Raw genomic sequence first — 23,750 nt, forward strand, 5'->3', positions numbered from 1 at the left:
ATGAAAAAAATACTACAAAATCAAAAAATCGCCGAGTTCATCAGCCAAATGCCCATCATCAAACGTCTGTTTTTTAGCGTGTTTGGCACGATGGTACTTGGGTTTTTGTTTTTGTCTTTGTTATCGTACAACACCCTAGACCCCGCATGGTCGCATGTCGGCACACGAGAGCAAATCACCAACGTCGGTGGTCGTCTTGGGGCTTGGGTCGCGGATATTTTACATGTGTTTTTTGGTCATGGAGCATGGTGGCTGGTGCCGGTCATGGTCTACGAACTGGCACTTTTGTGGTGGCGACAGTCGCAGGTCATGTGGCAACTTCGGGTGCTTGCGTATGGCTTTTTGCTTGTTTGTATCAGTGGATTGCTGGCAAGCTACGGGGTGGTAGGTGAGCATAACGCTGGGCTGACGACGGGGGGTGTGGTCGGTTTTGAGTTGTATCAAGGCTTGGTGTTTCAATTTGGCAACATCGTCAGCGTCCTATTTTTACTTATCATCACCGCCATCGTAATGACGTTGGTCTTTGAAGTGCGTCCTGCGTTGCTATTTGGTTATTTCATGAATTGGCTGGACAACAATAAGTCCCCCACTCACACCAAGCCCACCGAGCCATCTGGGGACAATGATGCACTCTTTGAAGTCATAGAAAATGACACGCCTGCACACACGTCCACTCACCTACCCAATGATAACTTATCAGAGTTTTTACAGACATCAGGATTGCGTGATGAGATATTGGCAAACATCCAACAGGACAAACAAGACCAAGAACCGCAAGCAAGTCGTGTGGAGATTCATGCTGATGAAGTGGTGCTAAAAGTGGACAATCTTACGCTAGATGTTAATCAGCCAAGCAGTCAGCCATCGGATGATTTTTACAAAAATCATACAAAGCCGTTAGAATCCATGAATGACGATGAACTCATTGACATCTTAAATCATGATTCTGATGATATTACTAAGACCCCACCCAAAAGTAAACTCACCATCATCAACACGGCTGACAACACCAGCACGTTTGATACACTTCCATCACAACCACCATCAGTCAAACCAACTGAAAGTGGTAACACCAACAAGACCCATCACGGCGATGTGACAGATTTTGATGTGGCACTTGACGATGAAGATGAGATTGATTTTGTTTATCAAAATAGCCAAACCAATCAAACCAAACACATCAGCCGTGATGACGTGTTCGCTGATGATTGGGCGGATTTGTCCGAGAGCCTACTGGGCTTGGGGGGCACCAATGACAAGTCCCTTGATGATAACGAAAACAACAAGGATGATAAAGCAAATGCCAAAAGCGAAGACGGCTTGAATGACAAGACAGAGCATGTAACATCAAGGCATACAACAGACGACACAACTCCCCCGCTACACCCTGATAACTTTACCCCCAAAAGACCCTTGCCTGTGGCACAGACCCCAAAACAGGCACATTTTAAAGGCACTAAGGACACGGACATAAGCACGGACAAAGACGTGGACACGTCAGCTCCGCCACGCTCACGAGCGATGGACACGCTCACCCATCGCATGAGCCTATCGCCCATCCCTGAGCTGTCCATTCTAGACAAACCCGATGCAAATAAGCAGCCCAGCTATACCGAGCGAGAGCTACAACAGTTATCTGAGCTTTTGGAGATTAAATTAAGAGAGTTTAACATCAAAGCAAGTGTGGTCAGTGCCATGGTCGGACCCGTGGTAACTCGCTTTGAAGTGGAACTGGCGGCAGGGATTAAAGCAAGCCGAGTCACAGGAGCGGCACAGGATTTGGCACGGTCGCTTTCTATGGCGAGCCTGCGTGTGGTCGAAGTCATACCAGGCAAGCCTTATATCGGCATTGAAGTGCCCAACAAAAAGCGGGAGATGGTGCGACTCATCGAACTGCTAGATACGCCTGATTATAAAAACCCTGACAAGCAAATCGGTGTCGCCATCGGCAAAGATATCGGCGGTAAGGTGGTCATTGCCGACCTTGCCAAAGCCCCACACATGCTCGTGGCGGGTACGACAGGCTCGGGCAAGTCAGTTTTTGTAAACTCCATCTTACTCTCCATGCTCTTTAAATACACCCCTGATGAGCTAAAACTGGTCATGATTGACCCCAAACAGCTAGAACTTGCCAACTATGGTGACATACCACACCTGCTTACCCCTGTGATTACCGACATGACTGAGGCGACCGCTGCTCTGACGTGGTGTGTGAGCGAGATGGAACGGCGTTATCAGCTCATGAGCTTACTGCGTGTGCGTAAAATCTCGGAGTTTAACAAAAAAGTGGTACAAGCTGAGATGTCAGGCGAGCCGATATTTGACCCGCTATGGCGAGCGGACGAAAATGTCAGCATCAAGACCGCCCCCAAGCTCAAGTCTTTGCCACTCATCGTCATCGTGGCGGATGAATTTGCCGATATGATTATGCAACTGGGCAAAACTGCCGAAGAGCCGATTGTTCGCCTTGCCCAAAAGGCTCGCGCCGCTGGCATTCATCTGGTGCTTGCCACTCAGCGTCCGACGGTGAATGTCGTCACAGGTCTGATTAAGGCGAATATCCCGTCCCGTGTCGCCCTACGAGTGAACTCAAAAGTGGACAGTCGTACCATCATCGAAGAAGGTGGGGCTGAGAACATGCTGGGCAATGGCGACATGATGTTCATCGGGCCAGGCGAGAACACTCCACGCCGTGTACATGGGGCATATGTTGATGATGATGAGGTTAACCGTGTCTGCGATGCGTGGCGTGAGCGTGGCAGTCCTGACTATATTGACCTGTCAAACAGCTACACCTTTGAAGGCGAAGGGTCGGGTGATGGACTGGGTAAGGGCGGTGATGATGAATATTATCATCAAGCGGTGACTTTTGTTATGGAAAGCCGTAAAGTCTCCATATCCAGTATTCAGCGTAAGCTGGGCATTGGCTACAACCGTGCTGCTCGTATCGTGGACATGATGGAAGAGGCAGGATTGGTCAGCCCAATGGATAATGGTGGTAAACGGCAGATTTTGATGTGATAAGATGACAATCTGCCTTGATTGTCATACAAAAAAGAGCCTAGACATAGGCTCTTTTAATAGCACTTACGGTAGCTTTCACCAATTACGTAGCACTAGGTAGCTGACACCAGCCCCATTCCAAAAATGATGAGAGATAACCCAACAAGAGCTATCGCAGCATCGGCACAATGGGGCTTTTGATATTATACCCTTATTTTAAGTGATAACAAATAATCATTTAGGGTGCGTCCCTGCTCTCATTGCTAATCCAGACACTTAAAAAGAGAGTAAACCTAAATTTACTCTCTTAATGGATTAATCTGCCTAATTAGCCCTTAACAGCTTTACCTTTTAATTGCATAAAGGCTTGCTCTACACGTTCGCTGTGGTCACGGATTTTTTGTTCTACTTGGGCGAACTGTTCTTTTAGGTATTCATCAACTTCATGCAAGCGGTTGGCAAATTCGGTGCGTTTTAGCTCCATGGATTTGGCTTTTAGGGCGTGCCATTCTTCCACGGTATTGGTAAAGGCGTCGTATTCGGCAGTGATTTTATCTTTAAACATCATGAGCTTATCATCTAATGACAAATCCCCACCTGCAATGCGAGCTTCGGCACGTTTAAACTGCATGGTGACTTCGGCGTGCTTGATGGTTAGGTCATCGACCGTTTTTAGCTCTTTGGCAAGACCGATTTTGGATAAGCCTGCGATGAGCCATTTGGTTGGGTCGTATTGCCACCATTTGACCCCGTTACGATAGTCGTATTGGAAATAATGATGGTAGTTGTGATAGCCTTCGCCCCAAGTAAAAATCGCCAAAATCGGGTTGTCACGGGCGGTGTTTTCATCGGTATAAGGGCGTGTGCCGAACATGTGGCACAACGAGTTGATAAAAAAGGTAAAATGATGAGTCAGCACCATACGCAGTAGTCCCACGATGATAAACGCCCCGAGCATATCGCCAATGATAAGCCCGACAGCACTTAGGATGATAACATTGGTCAGTAGCACCCACAGTCCATAATGCTCATGTTGGTGTACCAGTACCTTATCTTTTTTTAGGTCGGGGATGTTTTTATAGTCGTATTGACCGCTCGGGTATTTTTTTAACATCCACTGCATGTGACTAAACCAAAAACCACGACGTGCCGAGTAGGGGTCGTCATATTCATCATCGACATGGCGGTGATGGACACGGTGTCCTGAACACCAGTCAAAGGCAGAGCTTTGTACCGCCAAGGTCGCCCCGATGAGCAAAAAATACTTGACAACAGGGTGAGCTTCATAGGATTTATGGGCAAATAAGCGATGATAGCCTGCGGTGATGGACAGTCCCGTCCACGCCATAAACAACGAAAAGGCAATCCACAGAGCAGGACTGGTGTCGTGCGTCCACAGATACCACGGCACCAAAATCAAGGCGAGCAAGGGCGTGCTGATGAGAAAAACAGCAGGCACCCAGTTAATGGGGGGATTTTCAAAATCTTGAGGGTTGTGTTTGGCAGTCATGGTGTTTTCCTGTGTTGCCTGTTTTGGTGTACTATTATACATGAATTTGTTAAGAATGTGAACGCCCATGCACAAAAATTTATTAAAAATGAACATTTGTTAATCAATAAGAAGTGATTGTTTTTTAATAATTTTTTATCAAAATTTTGGGAATGAATGGTGTGTGGCAGGATGGATGGTTTTAAAATATTTCACAATGTTTAAAATTTTGTTATAATTGAGAAGATTTTACATTTTTTGCCCACTCAGGGAATAAAGACATGAGCAGTCGTAAAGAACAGTTTGAGCACCGAGAACGGCAGATTTTGGCGACTGCTGAACAGTTGTTATTAGAATCAGGCGATTATGATTTGACCTTGGACAGTTTGGCACGCCATTTGGATTTGGCAAAGGGGACGTTGTACAAGCATTTTGTGAGTAAGGATGAGCTACTGTTACGACTGCTCATAGAGTACGAAAAACGCCTGTATGAGATGAACGCCATTGATGATGGGGCGGGGGCGGGCGTGGCTCGTATGGTGTTACAACTGCTTTTGCGTCCACAGCGAGCGATGATGTTTCACCACCTAGAAGACAAATTGTCATCGACCGCGTCAGGGCTAAACCGCCTGTTCGGTGAGTTGTATAAGATTCGCCGTGAACGCATGAAACGCATTTATGAGATTGCCGAGCGGTATCTGTCCGAACAGAACAGCACCATGGCGACCCGAGATTTTTTGGCAAGTATTTGGGCATTGGGGCAAGGTGGGGCAGGGCTGTTAAATTCCAGCTTTTATCAGCGTTATCTGGGCGACAGAGACACCTTAAAATATGCCTTTGTTGTGCAAATGCTGGACTTACCAAAACTTTACGCCCAAGACATTACCAAAGATGCTGTCAAAAATACCGACAAAGACACCAACCAAGACATTGCGGTCAAGTCATTGCCACAGACAGATGACGAGACGGACATCGCTCCCGCTAGCGATGAGCAAACCCCTGCCATTACCCCCAAGCTGATTAAGCCATTGACACCGCCTTTGGTGTGATGTCATTGGATTTATTACCTTATTATTGCATTGCATTTACCCCTAATTTTCGGTACAATCATTCATCACCAATAACCACACGACAATTAAGGATTAATGCATGCTCACCATTCTCACCGCCAACCAAAAAGGGGGCTGTGGCAAGACATCAATCAGTCTGACCCTTGCTGTCGCCTTGGCTCATGAAGGCTATCGGGTCGCCATTGCAGACGCTGACCCCCAAAAATCTGCCTTGCGTTTTTTAAAATATCGCCCCGATGATGTCACGCCCATTATGGGCATTGACTGGCGAGACAGTGACGACATTGGCGATTTGCCCAAAAAGATAAACAAAGCTAAGCCCGATGTTCTCATCATCGACGCCCCAGGGGCAGTGGCAGGCGAGCGTGCCGAACGGCTTATTGGCGAGTGTGATTTAATGTTTGTGCCAGTGTTGCCGTCCTTTTTTGACATAGACAGTACCAAGCGATTTTTAAAAAATATCGCCGACATCAAGCGAATCAGAAAAGGCAAAGTGGATGTTCATCTCATCGCCAACCGCATACGTCCACAGCTCATGGATGGGGGCATACCAAGCGACAAACTGTTGGCGATATTTGATGAGATAGGGCAACGCCCTTTGGCTTATATCAGTGAGAAAAGTGCCTACACTCAGCTTGCTGATGACGCCCTGACCATCTTTGACAAAACACAAAAGCCCTACCAAGACGCCAAAGGACAATGGCAACCGATATTAGCACTCATCAAAAATAAGCTCTCAGACAACGGCAAATGTGCAGACATGAGTACGGACGGCAGTTGGTTTTAGGTTTATTTGCCCTTTTTAATATTGGTTATTTGAATTTATCCCACAAAAAAATCCCGCCATAAGACGGGATTTTTATAATTAACCAAAGAATTATACATCTTCTTCTTTGTACTGTGGTACAGGTTTTTTGAAGCCACCTGTCTTGATACCAAGCCAGATAAAGCCCAAGAACGCCCAGAACAGACCCACACCAAAGGTTGTGCTGTCCACTTCTAGCCACATCAAGAAAATACTGATAAAGCCAATCACAGGCACCACGACATAGCTGATGATTTGTTTGGGTGTATTAACCATCTTATCACGCACCGCATAGCGGAAAATGACCGATAGGTTTACAAAGCTAAATGCCGTCAATGCACCAAAGCTGATTAGGTTTACCACCGTCTCCAAACTAATAAAGCCTGCGGTCAAAGCCACACCGCCAGCAATCAGAATGTTATTGACAGGGGTCAAGAATTTGGGGCTTAGCTGACCGAAGATTTTGTTGCTAATCACGCCATCACGACCCATCACATACATAAGACGAGACACACCAGCGTGAGCCGAGATACCAGACGCCATCACCGTTACAATAGCAAAGCCTAACACAATCGCTTGGAACGCTGAACCGCCCACCAATAGCAGGATTTCGGCTTGGGTTTCGTCCACCGCCTCAAAGTACAGCTCAGGGTTACTTGGCAAATAAGTTTGCATGAAGTAAGCACTAACAACAAACACCGCACCTGCGATTAGGGTAGTCAAAATCATCGCTTTTGGCAGGGTATTTTTGACGTCTTTGGTCTCTTCGGCAAGGCTAGAAATCGAGTCAAAACCTGTAAACGAGAAACACAAAATGGTCGCACCTGTAATCAAAGCTCCCACCGAAGTCATCTCACTCCAAAACGGCTTTAAGCTCCACAGCTCATAGATGTCTTCTGGGTTGGTGTTGGCGGCGTATTGTGCCATTTGCAATTTGCTATAAATCAGATAGGTAAAGACGGCAATCACAAGCAGTTGCACCGCCACAATCCAACTGTTAAAGTAGGCAACGGTTTTTGAACCAAAGATATTAACCAGAGTCATCAGCCCCGTCAGACCAATCACCCACACCCAGTGGTTCACCGCAGGGAATAGGGCTTCAAGATACAGCACGGCAAGGATAATGTTTACCATCGGCGAGAGCAGATAATCCAGCCAGCTTGACCAGCCGACCATAAAGCCCATAGACGGGTTAATCGCTCTTTGTGTATAAGTGTAAGCTGAACCTGATGACGGATAGGCACGAATCATATGCCCATAGCTGATTGACGTGAGCAAAATGGCGAATAGTGCAAAAAGATAAGACATCGGCACGTGTCCACCACTATCACGGGAGACCATACCAAAAGTATCAAGCAAAGTCATCGGCTGAATATAAGCCAAACCAATGATGATGACGTGCCATAGACCAAGATTTCGCCGCAATTTTGCAGCTTGGGTAGTAACAGGTGTACTCAACGTAGAGTCCTCCAAAAAGCGTGCGTAAAACCGTAAACGCAAAACAGAGAAAAGGCGTTGGGGGTGCTAATACTGTTATCAAACGTACTTTTGGCAGATAAAATCTGTTAGCGGGCGTGTTTGAGATTTGATTAAGCTATCAACTCCGAGTTAAAAAACTGATTGACCGAAATGGCAATCTCTTTACAAATTTTTACAGACGTAAAAAAACGGCTAATTTTACCCCAAAAATTGACCCATGCCAATCAATTTTTTAAAAATCCAGCCATATTTAACAAGATTTTTGTAACATTGATGAGTTTTTAATCAAAAAAATCCCAATAAAAAATAAGGCTTTATTCTTCATCAAGATTATTCAAAAACATATGAAAGGTTAAAGCAGCCTGACTTGGACATTTTATAATACATTTGAAAAATTGGGCGGATTGGGCGGATTGGAAAATTGGAAAATTGGAAAATTGGAAAAATTACCCATTGCCAAAAAGGGAATGCAAAAACACCCCCTTTTTTGTTTATGTTAAACACCCTACCCGTCCAACGACTCCGCCAAAATCACGCCACCGTCTTTTTTGGTAATCACCACCGTGCCAGAACGTGGGGTTTTGCCCCCTGCCACCGCCCCAAACGTGCCTTCGGGGTGCTGAATGTTGATAAACAACGCCTTGCAATCAGGAGTCATGGTAATGCCTGTTACTTCGCACCCTTTTGGCCCGACAAAAAAGCGTTTTAGCGTGTCGGGCGTGGCTTTTGCCCCCATGTGGGTGGTTTTACCTGTGGTTGTGGAAAGAGTTGCCCCGTCTCCAATGTGGTTGGGCAGACTTGCCAGTAGCATACAGTTGGTCGTTTTGGTGTACGCTCCGTCATCGGTCTGAATCCACAGCACGCCACGGGGGTCAAAAAACAGCCCGTCAGGGGATGATAGGTCATTCTCGGCGGTCAAGCCTGATAGGTTTTGCTCGTGTTTGTCATGCGGGGACGCAAACAGATAAATGTCCCAGACAAACTTATCGCCCACGCCCCCTGCCGTCTCGGCAAAGCGAATGATATGCCCGTGCTGATTGCCCTTGCCGTCATAGCTTCTGGGGTTGGCTCCGTTCACGTCTTCTTCTTTACGCTTAGAATTGTTGGTCAAAGTTACATAAATCTCACGAGTTATGGGACTTACCGACACCCATTCAGGTCTGTCCATTTTGGTCGCCCCCACCCTATCGCCTGCCATACGAGCAAACACAGCAATCTCGGCATCGCTCTCAAAGTCGGCAAGCATGGGATTTTTCTTAGACAGCTCACGCCACTGCCCCGTGCCGTCATCGTGAAACACCGCCACAAACAGCGTGCCTTTATCCAGATATTTATCGCCCACCGCAAGCCCACCGCCCACATCGGCATTTGTCCATTTGGCATCGGAGACAAATTTATAAATGTACTCGCCCCGAGCGTCATCGCCCATATAAAACACAAGCGGTTCGCCTTCGTTTGGTGGGGCAAAGGCACAGTTTTCATGAGCAAACCGCCCCAAACTTGTGCGTTTGACTGCTTTGGCTTTTGGATTAAAGGGGTCAATCTCGGTAATATAGCCAAAAGTGTTAAAGGTGTGGCGATAATCGTCCGTGGCGGTTTTGCCTGCCTTGGCGGTGATATCCCAATGGTCAAACTCGCCTGCCTGCCCGTCTTTTGGCGTGTGCCAACTGTACGCAGGGTCGCCTATCGTGTCTTCTTTTAAGCCATATCGGGCAAGGCGTTTGTCGTTTTTGTCGCCGATGATACCCTTATCCGCCCCACGAGCGAACACGTTCAAAAAATTCTCTTCGGTCGTCAAATACGTCCCCCAAGGCGAAAGCCCCGCCCCACATTGGTTGTTGATACCCACGCTTGATAAGCCTTGTGGGTCAAGGCGTGTTTTGACAAATTCACTGCCCTTTGCCACGCCCGACAGTCGGGTTGGCGTGCCACTGGTGTAGCGTTTGTTAAAGGGTGAATCCTTGATGAGCTCATAGCCTGTGGGCGTGCGTTTGATTTCCACCACCGACACGCCATGAGCGTGAATCTCACGGCGAACGTCATTGGCAAGTCGTCTTTTTTGAAAAATCTTGGGGGCGGTGTCGTCTTGGTTGGAGTAATTTTCAATGGGATTTAGGTTTGAATTGGTGTATTCGTGGTTCATGGCAAGCAGTCCACGCTCGGACACATCGGGGGCGTAACTGCCATTTTTTAAGCCAAAAAACCACATTCCGTCATGGTTGTCGCCCATGCGGTATTTAAAAGATTTGCCCACCACCATGCGGTCGTCCGTCCACTCGCCAAGCCCGCTCACAATGGGCGTTCCCATGGGCAAAATCAGCTCGGCATGATAGCCGTCCGCCACAATCATGTTGCCCCCTGTGTAGTGGGGTACGGCGGTGAATTTTAAGGCGGTTGGACGTGTTAGGGATTTGCCCGTCCCACTAGTTGCCAATTTTGTCCCTGCCCCTGTAGCACAGCCCATAAGGGGCAATGAGCCAAAGAAACTTGCGGTCATCAGCCCCGCCCCACCCTTTAAAATAGAGCGTCTTTTGATGAGCATATTGGCAAATTCAGGATTGTCGGTGGGATTTGAGTCTTCAATGATTTCGTCATCGTGGTCTAGGTCGGTATTGCTGTGCAATGGCATGGCGTACTCCAAAGGTTATCAAAGTACGCATAGGATAAGGGGTTTTTATGACGGTTTTGTGAAAATTTACCAAAAAATAAGGCGGACAAACCGCCTTACTCCGCTTATTTTACCAAATTTTCAATAAATTCAATAAAATCCACCGCAATGGTCGTGCCACATTGCTCATCAATCTCACGCACGCACGTTGGCGATGTTACGTTAATCTCGGTAATTTTTGCTCCTATTAGGTCAAGCCCCACAAAATACAAGCCTTTTTCCACCAACACGGGGGCGACTTTTTCGGCAACGGCTCGTTCGGCGTCTGTCAGTGGCATGGCAACACCACGACCGCCCGCCGCCAGATTGCCCCGAGTCTCGCCCCCTTGTGGAATACGAGCCAAGCAGAACGGCACAACCTTACCACCGACTATCAGCACTCGCTTATCGCCGTCTTTAATCTCAGGCAGGTATTTTTGAGCCATGATTGGCAAGGTTCCCAGTTGGGTGAGCATCTCCAACGTTGAACCGATATTTGGGCTGTCTGCCGTCAAACGAAAAATCCCCATACCGCCCATGCCGTCAAGCGGTTTGACAATCACGTCTTTATGCTCGTCAATAAATGAGCGAATATGCAACTGCCTAGCAGTAACAATGGTCGGACTCATCAGCTCGCTAAACTGCGTGGCAAAGAGCTTTTCGTTGCACGCACGCACCGAACTTGGGTCATTTGCCACCAACACGCCTGCACGCTTGGCGTATTCCAACAGGTGCAGAGCGTATAAAAAATTCATGTCAAAAGGCGGGTCTTTACGCATCAAAATCACGTCAAATTCTGTGGCTTTGACGGTTGTTTTTTGGCTAAGTTGATAAAAATCATCAGGATTTTTAAAGACTTCCACGTCCTGCTTATCCACACACAGCTCGCCCTTGTCAAGCCACAAATCATGAATGCCACAATACGCCAAGCCATGCCCACGCTCGGCTATCGCCCACATCATCGCAAGGGAGGTGTCTTTTTTGTAGTTAATGGTGGCAATATCGTCCATGACGATAAGAAAGTTGAGTTTTTTCATTAGATTTTCCAGTTTAAAAAATGGTTAAAAATGTTTAAAAATACCACGCCACTCCGTCAACGCACAGACATTGCCATGCTTGTTGGCTTTGGCGATGTGGCGAGTGTCGGCACTCACAAACGTGATGTTGCGATTGATTGCCATTGCTTGATAAATGCTGTCATACATGGACGGATAGCCACTTTTGGTATTGCCGTCTTGGCAAATTTTGGTCGCCAGTTGCCAGTCGTCAAAGTCAGGCACTTGTAACACCAAATTGGTCGCCCGATAATCCGCCAGCAACGCCAATATCTCATTTAACTCAATGTGCAATCGCACACAAACCGAGATAACTTCATAATCAAAAAGTGTCGGAGCAACGATTAAAATATCGTGAGCAATGCAATAATCCAAAAGGTCAAAAGCCAGCGGACTGTCGTGTTCAGCGTGTAGCAGTTTGACAAAAACATTGGCATCAATCACCACACTATCAGCAAAATGAGATTTCACACCTGTCCACCTTGTCGCAACTGATAAATCATATCTGTGGTAGAAATGCCGTCAGGTGCGTTAGCGGATTGGCGTAGCGTTTGCATTTTTTTAAGCAGTTTTTCCTTGTTGATTTGATAAATTTGTTTGGCAAGCACTTCGCTAACAAACTCTGATTGCTCATCAAAAAGCACAAGTTCGTCCAACTGCTTGGCAATGCTTTCATCAATCACAAACGTTCTCTCAACCACTGCCATAACACCCCCTATACGCCATATTGCTCACGGTAGGCTTGCATTTTTGCCAAATGCTCAGTCTCGCCTTTATCTTGCAAAAAGCCAATAATATCATCAATATCCACCAAGGCAAACACAGGCACGCCAAAATCATCTTTAATCTGCTGAACCGCCGAACGCTCGTCCTGCCCACGCTCTTTGCGGTCAAGGGCGATGACAATCCCTGCAAGGCTCGCTCCTGCACCCTTTAAAATCTCAACCACTTCACGCACAGCCGTCCCTGCGGTCATGACATCGTCAATCACCCACACCGATTTGCCCGACAAGTCCGCTCCGACAAGGTTGCCCCCTTCGCCATGCGTTTTGGCTTCTTTGCGGTTATAGCCCCAAGCGGTATCAATGCCATGCGAACGCCACAAGGTCTGAGCCGTGGTCGCCACAAACGGAATGCCCTTATATGCCGCCCCAAAAATCGTGGGATTATCGCCCAACTGTTTTGCCAAAATATCGGCATAGCCATTTGAGAGCATATCCAACGCCTTACCGCTTGACAGTAGCCCTGCATTAAAAAAATAGGGACTAACACGCCCTGATTTTAGGGTAAATTCGCCAAATTTTAAAACGCCATAATCAAGCAGTAGCTGAATAAATTCGTTTTTGTTAAACATAAAAATCTCCGATAAATAATCTCTATTGTACTCTGTTTTTGACAAATTTCCCAAATTTTTTACAATAAAAAACGCACCGAATAGTGCGTTTTTTATCATCAAAGAGTGATTAACCTTGGGCGGCAGCTTGAGCGGCAGCAACTTCAGCAGCGAAGTCTTCTTGCTTTTTCTCAATGCCTTCGCCAACTTCTAGGCGTTTGAAGCTGATGACAGTGGCGTTTTCGGCTTTTAGGACATCGCCAACTTTTTTGTCGTTGTCAATGACATATGGCTGATTTACCAAAGTCACTTCATTTAGATACTTTTGAACACCGCCAGTAATCATTTTCTCGATAACCGCTTCTGGCTTGCCCGACTCTTTGGCTTTGGCTTCGATGATGTCTTTTTCACGAGCTAGGATGTCAGCAGGCACGCTCTCTTCGTTTACCGCCAGTGGGTTAAAGGCAGCAACTTGCATGGCAACAGCTTTGCCAAGCTCTTCAGAACCGCCTTCATAAGACACCACAACACCGATACGCAGACCGTGACGGTAAGCGGCTAGGTTGGCACCTTCGATGACTTCGGCACGGCGAACTTGTACGTTCTCACCGATTTTTTGTACTAGGGCAACACGAGCTTCTTCTACGCTCACGCCATCTTCATAAGACAGTGCAGAGATAGCAGTCACGTCAGTGGTGTTGTTTGCTAGGGCAAGTTCAGCGACTTTGTTGGCAAATGCGGTAAAGTTTTCGTCTTTGGCAACGAAGTCAGTTTGGCAGTTTACTTCTAGCAGTAGTGCCTTGCCAGCGGTTTGGGCGATGATGATGGCACCGTCAGCGGCGATGTTGCCTGCTTTTTTGGCAGCTTTGGCTTGACCTGATTTGCGTAGGTTATCAATGGCAAGTTCGATGTCACCGCCAGCTTCTTCTAGGGCTTTTTTACATTCCATCATGCCAAGACCAGTACGGTCACGGAGTTCTTTTACGGTTTTTGCAGATACTTGAGACATGGTTTTTACCTTTTATTTGCTGATGATTGAATTTAAAATACAATGACCCATACATACAGTAAGTCATTAATTGGAGCGTATCGAGTATTTGACAATCCATGTCGCTTTATCATTGACATGTGCAAATAACACAACACACCCCAATATCAAATCAGTAGTTATTTACTACTTGACCTGCTTGGTCGATTTTATCTTCAACATCGGCAGTAGCGTTATTGCGACTGGCTTGTTTTTCAGGATCTAACTCATCGCCCTTACCTTGGGTTTTGGCATATTCTTTACCAGCGATGATGGCATCAGCCATGGCAGTGGCATATAGAGTAACGGCACGGATGGCATCGTCATTGGCTGCGATGACATAATCTACGTTATCAGGGTTTGAGTTGGTATCAACCACGCCAATCACAGGAATGCCTAGGTTTTTGGCTTCTTTGATGGCAATGGCTTCATGATCAACGTCAATCACAAAAATCGCATCAGGCAGACCATTCATGTCTTTGATACCACCCAAAGCACGCTCTAATTTTTCCATGTCACGAGTACGCTCTAGGGCTTCACGCTTAGTTAGCTTAGCAAAGGTGCCATCTTCGGCTTGCTTTTCTAACTCTTTTAGACGAGTGATGGATTGGCGAATGGTTTTCCAGTTGGTCAATGTACCACCCAACCAGCGATGGTCGATATATGGCATGCCCGCACGTTGTGCTTGCTCACGGATGGCTTGACCTGCGGCACGCTTGGTGCCAACAAATAGAATTTTGTTACGGTTAGCAGCTTGTTGGTTAGCAAAAGTTAGGGCTTCGTTGAATTGCTTAACAGTGTGTTCAAGATTGATGATATGAATGCCGTTACGTGCACCAAAGATGTATTGGTTCATCTTAGGGTTCCAGTAGCGGGTTTGGTGACCGAAGTGAGCACCAGCTTCTAACAAGTCACGCATGGCGATTTGAGTAGGATTTGACATGATGTGTCCTTAAAGTTTGGGTTATGCCTCCACGAATGAGCCTTGCCGAATTTGTCTTATAAAGCCTATAAAGATTTTGAATAAAACAAACACCCCGACAAGCCAAAAGCAAGTCCTGCAAAAAGTATATTTAGGACTTTAATTCGTGTGTGTCATTAAAGTTAAAGTAAAATGCTTAAAAAAGCCACTCATTATAGCATAGATTGGTATCCCTGACAATAAAATCCGCCCACCTGCAACACACTTTTTAAAAAGTTATTTGCTTGATGGGCGGATTCATGATAAAGACAATGAATTAGTTGCTATAACCAACACAGATGCCAATCACGCCATCATGCTCGTGCCAATGAAAAGGAATGACATAAGTACGCTTATCTTTGGGCAAAAAGTTTGCACTTGGCGCCCCATCAACAATCTTAGGTGGCGAGATGATAAAATCAGAGCCAAATTCTGTACGTGCATTACCTGATACGGTATTTGCCACCTCACCGATGAGGTCTTTTAATAGTGCCAATGAGTTCTCAGGTTCACCCAACGTGATAAGTAGGTCACGAAGCAGTGGGGTCTCTGCACTCACGTACACACAGCCAGTTAAAGGACCTGTGATGGTGATAATACCACTGTAATCATAGGCAAGCGGTGTGGCGTTGCTGTTTAGATATGGAGTGTCTACATCGGTTAGTTTTTCACCAACTTGGTCAAAAAATGCCATAACCGAGCTGATAAAAATATTTAATTTTTCTGCTTTCATAAATACTTCTCAAAGTGTCATGCCATACCTTGTTTAAGGTTATATCTATCAACTCATCAATGAAATGATGCTTAAAATCTGTTTGATTTTAATGGCACTAATACAAATAAAATATTTTATTTATATCAAAGCAATAGAAAAACGCTTAAACATTCAAGTAAAGCAAACAAAAAGTCTTATCAACTTTTTAAAATTATAAATCACCGACGGATATTATCCGCCGAATACCAATCAATCGTGCATGAGTTCATCAAGTGCTGCAACCAGTTCTTCATCAGAAAATGGCTTACACAAAAAGCCACTGGCACCCAGTGATAATGCTTGAATGCCTGTGGCTTTATCAGAGAGTGCTGAAACCACCAAAATACGCACCCCATCATCCAAAGCAACCAACTTCTCAATACATTCCAAACCATCCATCTGTGGCATGGTCAAGTCCATGGTTACAACATCGGGTTTATGTAGTTGAAATTTTTCAACGGCATCTGCACCATTAGATGCTGTGGCAACCAACATGAATGTTTCGTTATTGTAAGCACGCTGAATACGATTTCTGATGATATTTGAATCATCAACAACCATTAATTTATACATATAAACTCCATTAGAATGCCCATAAGCCTGCTCATGATACAGCACTTATGGGTTTTCGACTACTAAAATTAATTACATGGGCAGTTTAATCACAAAGCGACAGAATTGACCTTCTTCACTTTGAACATTAATCTTGCCACCAAACTCTTTGACACGGTCTTTGACAATGTCTAACCCCACACCTCGCCCTGCATCTTCATCAGCTTGGTCTTTGGTGCTAAACCCTGAGGAAAACAGTATGTTTAATAAGCGACTCTTCTCAAAGGCGTGCACTTCATCTTTGGTATAAGCACCTTTGGCTATGATACGCTGACGAATGGCCTCATAATCAATGCCTTTACCATCATCCTCTATGCTAAAAATAAAGTCGCTATTGTCATCGCCTGCATGAGTTTTTATCATCACTTTGACAGTGCCTATCTCATCTTTTCCATTTTGAACACGAGCAGCGGGTGAGTCAATACCATGCACGATGGCGTTACGAAGTAGTTGAACAGACAATTCTTTGGTTACGGTTTTTAGGCGTGCAGGAATATTTTGACCTTCCAGTCCTTGGGTATCTAGCTGTACAAGTTTGCCCTGACGCTCAGCGATGTCTTGGGCAAACTGCTCTAAATACACACCCAACTCTTCTTTGGCATTCACAGTTTCTTGCTGCTCTGTTGTCTGAGTTGTCTCACTTCTTAGATAATCCTCTTGGGTCTTAGCACCAACCTCTTGATGTCCGTGATTCATCATGTTACGTGCTGCTGTGTTAATACGCTCACCCAGACCAGTAATGGTATTAGATAAGCTCAACAACTCATCCAAATGTACGGTCAATGGCAAGAAGTCATTACCTGAGAGTGTTGCTTGGTTTTGCAATGCGTGCAGTTTATTTTCTGCCTCTGATGCAATCTTAGTAAAACTGTGCAACTTTAATGCTGACGCCTCACCTTTTAAGCTGTGCATTTCACGATATAGCGATTTGGTTTTATTTTGTAGTTCAAATTGCGAGCTGCCTGGGTTTTTTAGCGTGTTATTCATCTTTTCAATATGCTTGTGCGTATTGTCAATGAATTCGCCAATAACCGTAGGATTTACGTTCAAAATGGTGGTCAGCATCTCAATCTGCATGTCATTTTGGGCACGTTCTTGTTCTAGACGTTGTTCCAGACGCACCGCATCAGAGATGTCATTGACGTTCACCAAAATACGGGCGATGCTTTTGCCTTCGTATACCCGAGAGAATTTAAAGTCAAGATAGCGGTTCTCATTTGTGCCATTTTCACCCTCGCGCTGAATCATGACCTTATTCAAAGGGTTCAAGCTGTCCACAAGTTTCTCTTTAACACGTGGGTTATATAGCTGGTCAATGAATTTTTGTGTGGTATCAAGGTCTTTATCAGAGATGCGATTGCGAAGAACGGTGGTTAAGTTCTCACCGCCTAAGCGTTTAGTACCGATAATGTCGGTCAGAGCTTTTGAGTGCTGCTGACCGATGTTTAGGTCTCTGTCAAGCAGGAACAGACCTGTGTTTACCGTCTGCATAATCTCTGTGGTCTCTTGACGTGCCGCTTCGGTTTCGGCATCCGATTGACGTAGACGTCTTAATACAATCAGAATAAACACAGCAAAGTACACCAAAATCGCACCCACCCCAATGATCTGAATGATACGAATATTACCAGCTTGGGTCTCAGTAGCACGTGTTACATCATAAGTTAATTCATGCAAAGCATCATTCATCGTCAAAGATGAAATTTTGGCTTGCTCACCTGCCAAACGCAATGGTGTACTAGAATCTGCGGTGATGTCGCCTGCCACCGCCAAATATGCCTCTACCCTAGGTTTTAGAGCATTCCACTGTTCACGTACTATCGCCAACTGGGCGACGGCCTCTGAATCCGTTAGCTTTGGCAATTGGTGAGTTCCACCACGAGAGTCATGATAGATGCCAGCATGCTCAATGGCACTTAGGATTGATTCAATGGATTTTGACGTTTCATCCAGACGAGACAATACCGTTTTCATGTGAGGAGATGTGATGTCCTCGCCATAGCTTAACTGCATGTCAAAAATGTCTTTAATGAGCGACTGCGTGTCGTTGGCAGCCCAGTGTGTGGCGTCCTCCAAAATAGCGTTACGTTCTAGTACGTTTGAGGCATAAAATGTAAACGCAAGCAGAATAAAAATCAATGCCATAAAAAGCGACATCGAGATGATCAGACCCCGATAACGCCCTGTGGCTGGCGTGGTATTTTGAGACATGAATACTCCCAACTAGAAGTGACTGACGCTTTTATTACAATTCTAACTGTATTTTGGATATTTTTAGTATGAGACAAAATACCAAAACATAAAAGCATCTATAAAGTTTGCCCAAGTTTTATCATCACACAAAAACCATCTCATTCACCGCCGAATGACCCCCATCAGCCATGATGATTGGTTACAAGTGTTACGTATTTACTACAAAATTTGGAATAATATCCAACATTATAACACAATTATCATCAAAAAATCGTTAGTTTGCATAAAATTATCATCAAGAATATCAATTAAGCTTAGCAAATTTGCCAACAATTACTTTGTAAGGTACACAAACATCACTGAACACGCTTCACCCATGCACCACTGCCATCCACACGACTGTCATTTTTGATTTTATCACGCAAGGCGGCGGCGGCATCTTGATTTTTTTCTGATCCAACCAACACTCGCACGCCACGACTGGTCTGACTGGTACTGACCGTATAGCCAGCATCTCGGTATTTTTTGGCAAGCTCATCGGCTTTGGTTTGGTTGTTTGCCAGTGACACTTGCACGCCATAGCGAGCATTGCTGTCGCCATCACTGCCCCTTTGGCGGGCTTCTTTTAGGCGTTTGTCAGCATTGGCGGCAGCCCGCTCTTTGGCTTCACGCTCTTTGGCTTCACGCTCTAGGCGTGCCACTTGTGCTTTTGATGGGATTTTGATGGTTTTGCCGAGTGGCAAAGGGTCATCTCTTTCCATGTTGTTGGCTTGGGCAAGGGCAGAAACAGGCACGCCGTACTGACGAGACAGTTTAATCAAGCCATCACCACGCACCACTTTATGCTGTCCATTGTTGGTTTTTTGTGGGGTTTCATCATAGGCTTTTTTGGCTTGTTCTTTTTTCTCTTTCTCGGCTTTTTCGTCCTGTGCTTTTTGGGCTTTTAGCTTATCAGCCTTGGCTTTTTCGTCTTTTTCACGCTGTTCTTGCTCTTTTTTGGCTTTTAGCTCTTTTTCTTTGGCAAGTTTTTCCAAACGTTCACGCTCCGCCTGTGCCTTGGCAGCGGCAATGGCTTCGGGGCGTGTCTCCACCGTCAAAGTATCGGCAGGCGTGGCTGTGGCTAAGGCTTTTTGTTCAGCGGTCGCTTTGTCAAGAGCCAGTTGTTGGGCTTTTTCTTGGGCTTCGATGAGTGCCATGGCTTGCCTTTCTTGGGCAAGCGTGCGAGCTTCTCGGGCTTGCTGTTTGGCGGTCAAAAGCTTGCTCTCGGTCGCCATGTCCACGGTCAAAGGCTCAACGGTTGGGCGAGCCACACCGTCATCAAGAGTGGTCGCCACGTTGTCTGTTTGGGGGGTGGTCTCGGCAGTTTGTACGTTTTGGGCGGTGTCACTTTGCCCTTGATTGACGGCATATAAAATCACACCACCGCCCAAAACCAAACTTAATCCTAATAATAACTGTTTTGAAATCATCGTCTTATCACGTCTGTTAGCAATGTTTTTATTTTACCATAAAAGACAATAAAGCCAATCGGATTTATCCTGATTTTACAATTTTCTTATAAAGTGCGTGGGTCGTTCGCCAGCCCTAGTGCAATGAGGCTCTCGCCTATCGTGTGAAACGAGCCAAAGCACAAAATCACATCATCATGACCTGCCTGTGTCTCTACACTTGCCACCGCTTGGGCAATGCTGTCATGGGCATAAACGGTGCTGTTTGGCAAATGCGTGGCGATTTTGGTGTATAGCTCGTCCACTGCCACGGCTCGCACATTGTCAATCTTGCCAATATGCCATGCACAAATGGGCAAATCAAACGTGCTAATAAACGCCAGCACGTCATCAATGTCTTTATCGGCAAGCATAGAAAAGACAAAATGTAATTTGGCAGTCGGGCGATTGGTTTTAATAGTTTGCCAAAATGGGATAAATAAATCCATTAAAAACTGTATGCCGTGCGTATTATGCCCAACGTCAAAAATCCATTGTTTGTTATTTATCATTCTTTTGTCAAATCGCCCTGATAATTTGACATTTTTTAAGCCGTTTTCAATATCATTTATCCCAATAGTTAATTTGCTTGCCAATATCGCACTGATGGCATTACTGGCATTTATCAGAGCGATATTTGGCTTTGGCAAATCTAATGTCATCGCCCCATTGACATAAGTCCAATGTTTATCATGTGCTTGATAAATAAAGCCTTTGTCATAATGATAGCATTTGGCGTTTTTGTCATGGATAATTTGAGATACACTATTTGGCATATCATGCTCGCCATAGATGACGGGCATATCATCACGGATAATCCCTGCTTTTTCAAAACCGATTTTTTCTCTATCATCGCCCAGCCACTCAATATGGTCAATGCCGATATTAGTAATCACGCCAATATCAGGGTTAATGATATTAACCACATCAAGTCGTCCACCCAAGCCAATCTCCAATACCCAAACATCGCACTTTAATTCTTTAAAAATCCAAAATGCCGATAATGTCGTCATTTCAAAAAATGATAAAGAGACATGGCAGTCCGTGCGTGCTTTTTCACATTTGCCAAAGGCTTTTATCAACAATTCATCATCAATCTGCACCCCATCCACTTTGATACGTTCATTAAAATTTATCAAATGGGGTGATTGATATAAGGCGGTTTTATAGCCTGCTTGGGTACAAATATCACCAATCAAAGCCGTCGTTGAGCCTTTGCCATTAGTGCCTGCAACCGTGAACACATAAGGACGCTGTGGCAAGTTATCTTTTAAAACACCCAACGCTTGGGCAACAGGTAACACACGGTCAAGCCCCATGTCAATGGCGGAGACGTGAATGTTGCCCATATAATTGAGCCACTCGGAGATGGTTTGGGGAAGTGCTGTATGATTCATGGTGATTTAAAAAAAGTTGGTGAAAGTTATTTTCTGATGATGCGTTCTATGGCTTTTTGGGTGGCATCATGATGATCTTGTGCTTTTGGTGTAAATAGATAGCTTTGATAATAAGAAAGAAGTATTTGGCTCATGTCATCATTATTGATTTTATCATAAAAAGTATATTGCTTACTGACAATACTTTGACCCACAGGGGTTTCATAAAATGCTATCATGGCATTGATTTCATCTTGGGTATAATGCTCTTTAAAAATCGCCATTAAATTTTGTGATAATAACTCTTTAAATTGCTCATGATGCTTTAAATCATGGGCAATATTTTTGCCATGATTTTTAATGACTAATGTCAGCTCATCATATTGTGAGAGTGTTATATCAGGATATGTTTCTTCAATATTTATCATCAGATTTGTGTGGCTTAAAGACATCAGATGATCAACAAAAATCTCTGTGGTTTTTTCTTGTATTTGTGTTAATGACATAAGCCTTCTGATAGATTCATCACTTGGTATATTGGCATAAGCCATTGATGATAAAAATAACATCATGATGATAAAAATACGCATAAAATTTTCCTTGTATTATTCAATAAAAATACCAAAACCCCTTTATAGAGTTTTGGTATTATAGCATGATTTATCAACCCACATTCGGCAATTTCATCATCTTGGTAAGCAGTCGATACACGGTAGCCACAAGCTCATGGCGGTGTACCACCATATCCACCGTGCCTTTATCTAGCAAAAATTCGGCACGTTGGAACGGCTCATCAAGCACTTCACGCACGGTTTGCTCAATCACACGTTTACCTGCAAAACCAATCATCGCACGAGGCTCGGCAATATGCACATCGCCCAACATGGCAAGGCTTGCGGTTACCCCACCATAGACAGGGTTGGTTAGCACCACGATATACGGCACGCCAGCCAAACGCAAACGTTCGATGACCGCAGACGTGCGAGCCATTTGCATGAGTGATAATAAGCCTTCTTGCATTCTCGCCCCACCGCTAGACGCAAAGCAGACCAAGGGTTTACGCTCGGCAAGGGCTTTTTCGCCCGCCATGACAAACCTATCGCCCACCACCGAGCCCATAGAACCGCCCATGAATTTAAAATCAAACGCACAAGCAATCAGCTCCAAATTCTTGATTTTGCCATTCATGACAATCAAGGCCTCACTCTCGCCTGTGGTCTTTTGGGCTTCGCTCATACGCAAAGGGTAAGGCTTGGAGTCTGTAAATTTTAACGGGTCGCCTGCTTGGTAGTTTTGCCCAAGCTCACCTGTGATACTGTCAAAAAACCACTCCAACCGCTTGCGAGCCGACATCGTCAAATGGTGGTCGCAGTCGGGGCAGACGTATTGATTAAAAATCAAGCTGGTGTTGGTCGTTAGCGTGTGGCAATTTGGGCATTCGGTAGACGGCTCGGTCTCCACCGCAGACGGCTGAACGACACGGTCTTGCTTAATGGATGGTACAGGGCGATTTAGCCACGTGGTTGGCATGGAGATTTGGGTGTTAGTCATATTTTTTCTACATTCACATTCATATAGGTATAGTTTACAGTTGTTTTAATCATTTGGCAAATCATTTTTTAAAGCTCATCAATGGCTTGGCGTAATTCGCCCATTTTTGCCAAAATTTGACGAATGGCAAGCTCCAATTTATCTTTATCATCACCCACATCAGCAAAATGACGCACAAGCTCACTGCCAACAATTACCCCATCTGCACATGTCGCCACTGCTTTGGCACTCTTGCCATCTCGTATGCCAAAACCTACGCACACAGGCAGGTCAGTGTCCGCCTTAATCGCCCTAACCTGCTTGCCCACATCGTCAATATCTGGTGCGTTTGAGCCTGTTACACCTTTGACTGACACATAATAGATAAATCCTGAACCATGTTCTAGCACCGCTTTTCGGCGTGTCAGCTCGGTGGTCGGAGCCAGCAAAAAGATTTGGTTCATGCCATGCTCGGTTAGAGCTTTGGTAAAATCACCTGTTTCATTATTTACCACTTCATTGGGCGGTAAATCCACCATCAATAGACCGTCCACGCCATTGGCTTGGCACAGTTTTAAAAATTCGCCATAGCCGATAATTTCAATGGGATTTAAGTAGCCCATAAGTAGCACAGGCGTTGTGGTGTTGGTTTTACGAAACTGTCCCACCATTTCAATCGCCCCGCGTGTACTTGTACCGCCCACCAACGCTCGCTCGCCAGCTAGGGCAATGGTTTGACCGTCCGCCATGGGGTCGGAAAACGGCAAGCCAATCTCAATCACGTCCGCCCCATGAGCGACAAGGCGGTGCATCAAGTCCACCGTAACGCTTGGGGTCGGGTCGCCTGCCATGATATAGGGGATTAGGGCTTTTTTGTTTTGCTGTTTTAGGGTAGCAAAGGTTTTGGAAATTCGGGTCATAAGTTTGTT

20 protein-coding genes are annotated in these 23,750 nt (G+C 45.3%); 3 read left to right on the forward strand and 17 right to left on the reverse strand.

Annotated elements, in window-relative coordinates:
* The gene (locus tag AAHK14_RS01590; protein WP_227514672.1) at positions 1-3,021 is read left to right on the forward strand and encodes a DNA translocase FtsK; all 3,021 of its coding nucleotides are present in this window, start codon (positions 1-3) and stop codon (positions 3,019-3,021) included.
* A gap of 310 nt (positions 3,022-3,331) precedes the next feature.
* Here AAHK14_RS01590 and AAHK14_RS01595 read toward each other — a convergent pair whose 3' ends face one another.
* Positions 3,332-4,513, reverse strand: coding sequence for a fatty acid desaturase (locus AAHK14_RS01595; protein WP_065255654.1), 1,182 nt, complete (start codon positions 4,511-4,513; stop codon positions 3,332-3,334).
* Between the two features lie 260 nt (positions 4,514-4,773).
* Here AAHK14_RS01595 and AAHK14_RS01600 point away from each other — a divergent pair, with 260 nt between their 5' ends.
* Both AAHK14_RS01600 and AAHK14_RS01605 read left to right on the forward strand, forming a co-directional pair.
* Complete coding sequence (locus AAHK14_RS01600) at positions 4,774-5,541, forward strand: TetR/AcrR family transcriptional regulator (protein ID WP_065255655.1); 768 nt, start codon at positions 4,774-4,776, stop codon at positions 5,539-5,541.
* A gap of 100 nt (positions 5,542-5,641) precedes the next feature.
* Positions 5,642-6,349: a ParA family protein gene (locus AAHK14_RS01605; RefSeq protein WP_065255656.1), complete on the forward strand. Its 708-nt coding sequence runs from the start codon at positions 5,642-5,644 to the stop codon at positions 6,347-6,349.
* Positions 6,350-6,439: 90 nt separating this feature from the next.
* Here AAHK14_RS01605 and AAHK14_RS01610 read toward each other — a convergent pair whose 3' ends face one another.
* The 16 genes from AAHK14_RS01610 to trpA all read right to left on the reverse strand — a co-directional run bounded on the left by AAHK14_RS01610 (position 6,440) and on the right by trpA (position 23,741).
* A complete protein-coding gene (locus AAHK14_RS01610; protein ID WP_065255657.1) occupies positions 6,440-7,825 on the reverse strand; it encodes an APC family permease in 1,386 nt (461 codons plus the stop codon).
* A gap of 526 nt (positions 7,826-8,351) precedes the next feature.
* The gene (locus tag AAHK14_RS01615; protein WP_065255658.1) at positions 8,352-10,475 is read right to left on the reverse strand and encodes a PhoX family phosphatase; all 2,124 of its coding nucleotides are present in this window, start codon (positions 10,473-10,475) and stop codon (positions 8,352-8,354) included.
* A gap of 104 nt (positions 10,476-10,579) precedes the next feature.
* Positions 10,580-11,530: a glutathione synthase gene (gene gshB / locus AAHK14_RS01620; protein ID WP_065255659.1), complete on the reverse strand. Its 951-nt coding sequence runs from the start codon at positions 11,528-11,530 to the stop codon at positions 10,580-10,582.
* Positions 11,531-11,554: 24 nt separating this feature from the next.
* Positions 11,555-12,019 carry a type II toxin-antitoxin system VapC family toxin gene (locus tag AAHK14_RS01625; protein ID WP_065255660.1) on the reverse strand — a complete coding sequence of 155 codons (465 nt, stop codon included), beginning with the start codon at positions 12,017-12,019 and terminating at the stop codon, positions 11,555-11,557.
* Positions 12,016-12,255 (reverse strand): hypothetical protein, encoded by a 240-nt coding sequence (locus AAHK14_RS01630; protein ID WP_065255661.1) that lies wholly within the window; start codon positions 12,253-12,255, stop codon positions 12,016-12,018. The genes AAHK14_RS01625 and AAHK14_RS01630 overlap by 4 nt, the downstream gene beginning before the upstream one ends.
* A gap of 8 nt (positions 12,256-12,263) precedes the next feature.
* Positions 12,264-12,902 carry an orotate phosphoribosyltransferase gene (gene pyrE / locus AAHK14_RS01635; protein WP_065255679.1) on the reverse strand — a complete coding sequence of 213 codons (639 nt, stop codon included), beginning with the start codon at positions 12,900-12,902 and terminating at the stop codon, positions 12,264-12,266.
* Positions 12,903-13,011: 109 nt separating this feature from the next.
* Positions 13,012-13,890, reverse strand: a complete 879-nt coding sequence (tsf, locus tag AAHK14_RS01640) for a translation elongation factor Ts (RefSeq protein WP_065255662.1) — start codon at positions 13,888-13,890, stop codon at positions 13,012-13,014.
* Between the two features lie 151 nt (positions 13,891-14,041).
* Positions 14,042-14,851, reverse strand: coding sequence for a 30S ribosomal protein S2 (gene rpsB / locus AAHK14_RS01645; RefSeq protein WP_065255663.1), 810 nt, complete (start codon positions 14,849-14,851; stop codon positions 14,042-14,044).
* Positions 14,852-15,146: 295 nt separating this feature from the next.
* On the reverse strand, positions 15,147-15,602 hold the full coding sequence (locus tag AAHK14_RS01650) for a chemotaxis protein CheX (RefSeq protein ID WP_062498266.1): 456 nt from the start codon (positions 15,600-15,602) through the stop codon (positions 15,147-15,149).
* 231 nt (positions 15,603-15,833) lie between these two features.
* Positions 15,834-16,196 carry a response regulator gene (locus tag AAHK14_RS01655; RefSeq protein WP_062498267.1) on the reverse strand — a complete coding sequence of 121 codons (363 nt, stop codon included), beginning with the start codon at positions 16,194-16,196 and terminating at the stop codon, positions 15,834-15,836.
* A gap of 72 nt (positions 16,197-16,268) precedes the next feature.
* Positions 16,269-18,446, reverse strand: coding sequence for an ATP-binding protein (locus AAHK14_RS01660; protein ID WP_065255664.1), 2,178 nt, complete (start codon positions 18,444-18,446; stop codon positions 16,269-16,271).
* Positions 18,447-18,784: 338 nt separating this feature from the next.
* Positions 18,785-19,897: a LysM peptidoglycan-binding domain-containing protein gene (locus tag AAHK14_RS01665; RefSeq protein ID WP_065255665.1), complete on the reverse strand. Its 1,113-nt coding sequence runs from the start codon at positions 19,895-19,897 to the stop codon at positions 18,785-18,787.
* 86 nt (positions 19,898-19,983) lie between these two features.
* Positions 19,984-21,312 carry a bifunctional tetrahydrofolate synthase/dihydrofolate synthase gene (gene folC, locus AAHK14_RS01670; protein ID WP_065255666.1) on the reverse strand — a complete coding sequence of 443 codons (1,329 nt, stop codon included), beginning with the start codon at positions 21,310-21,312 and terminating at the stop codon, positions 19,984-19,986.
* A gap of 26 nt (positions 21,313-21,338) precedes the next feature.
* Positions 21,339-21,863, reverse strand: a complete 525-nt coding sequence (locus tag AAHK14_RS01675) for a DUF2059 domain-containing protein (protein ID WP_282840482.1) — start codon at positions 21,861-21,863, stop codon at positions 21,339-21,341.
* Between the two features lie 91 nt (positions 21,864-21,954).
* Positions 21,955-22,842: an acetyl-CoA carboxylase, carboxyltransferase subunit beta gene (gene accD / locus AAHK14_RS01680; protein ID WP_065255668.1), complete on the reverse strand. Its 888-nt coding sequence runs from the start codon at positions 22,840-22,842 to the stop codon at positions 21,955-21,957.
* Positions 22,843-22,910: 68 nt separating this feature from the next.
* Complete coding sequence (gene trpA / locus AAHK14_RS01685) at positions 22,911-23,741, reverse strand: tryptophan synthase subunit alpha (protein ID WP_065255669.1); 831 nt, start codon at positions 23,739-23,741, stop codon at positions 22,911-22,913.
* Positions 23,742-23,750: the final 9 nt, after the last annotated feature.

The organism is Moraxella sp. K1664 (assembly GCF_039693965.1).
GTDB lineage: Bacteria > Pseudomonadota > Gammaproteobacteria > Pseudomonadales > Moraxellaceae > Moraxella.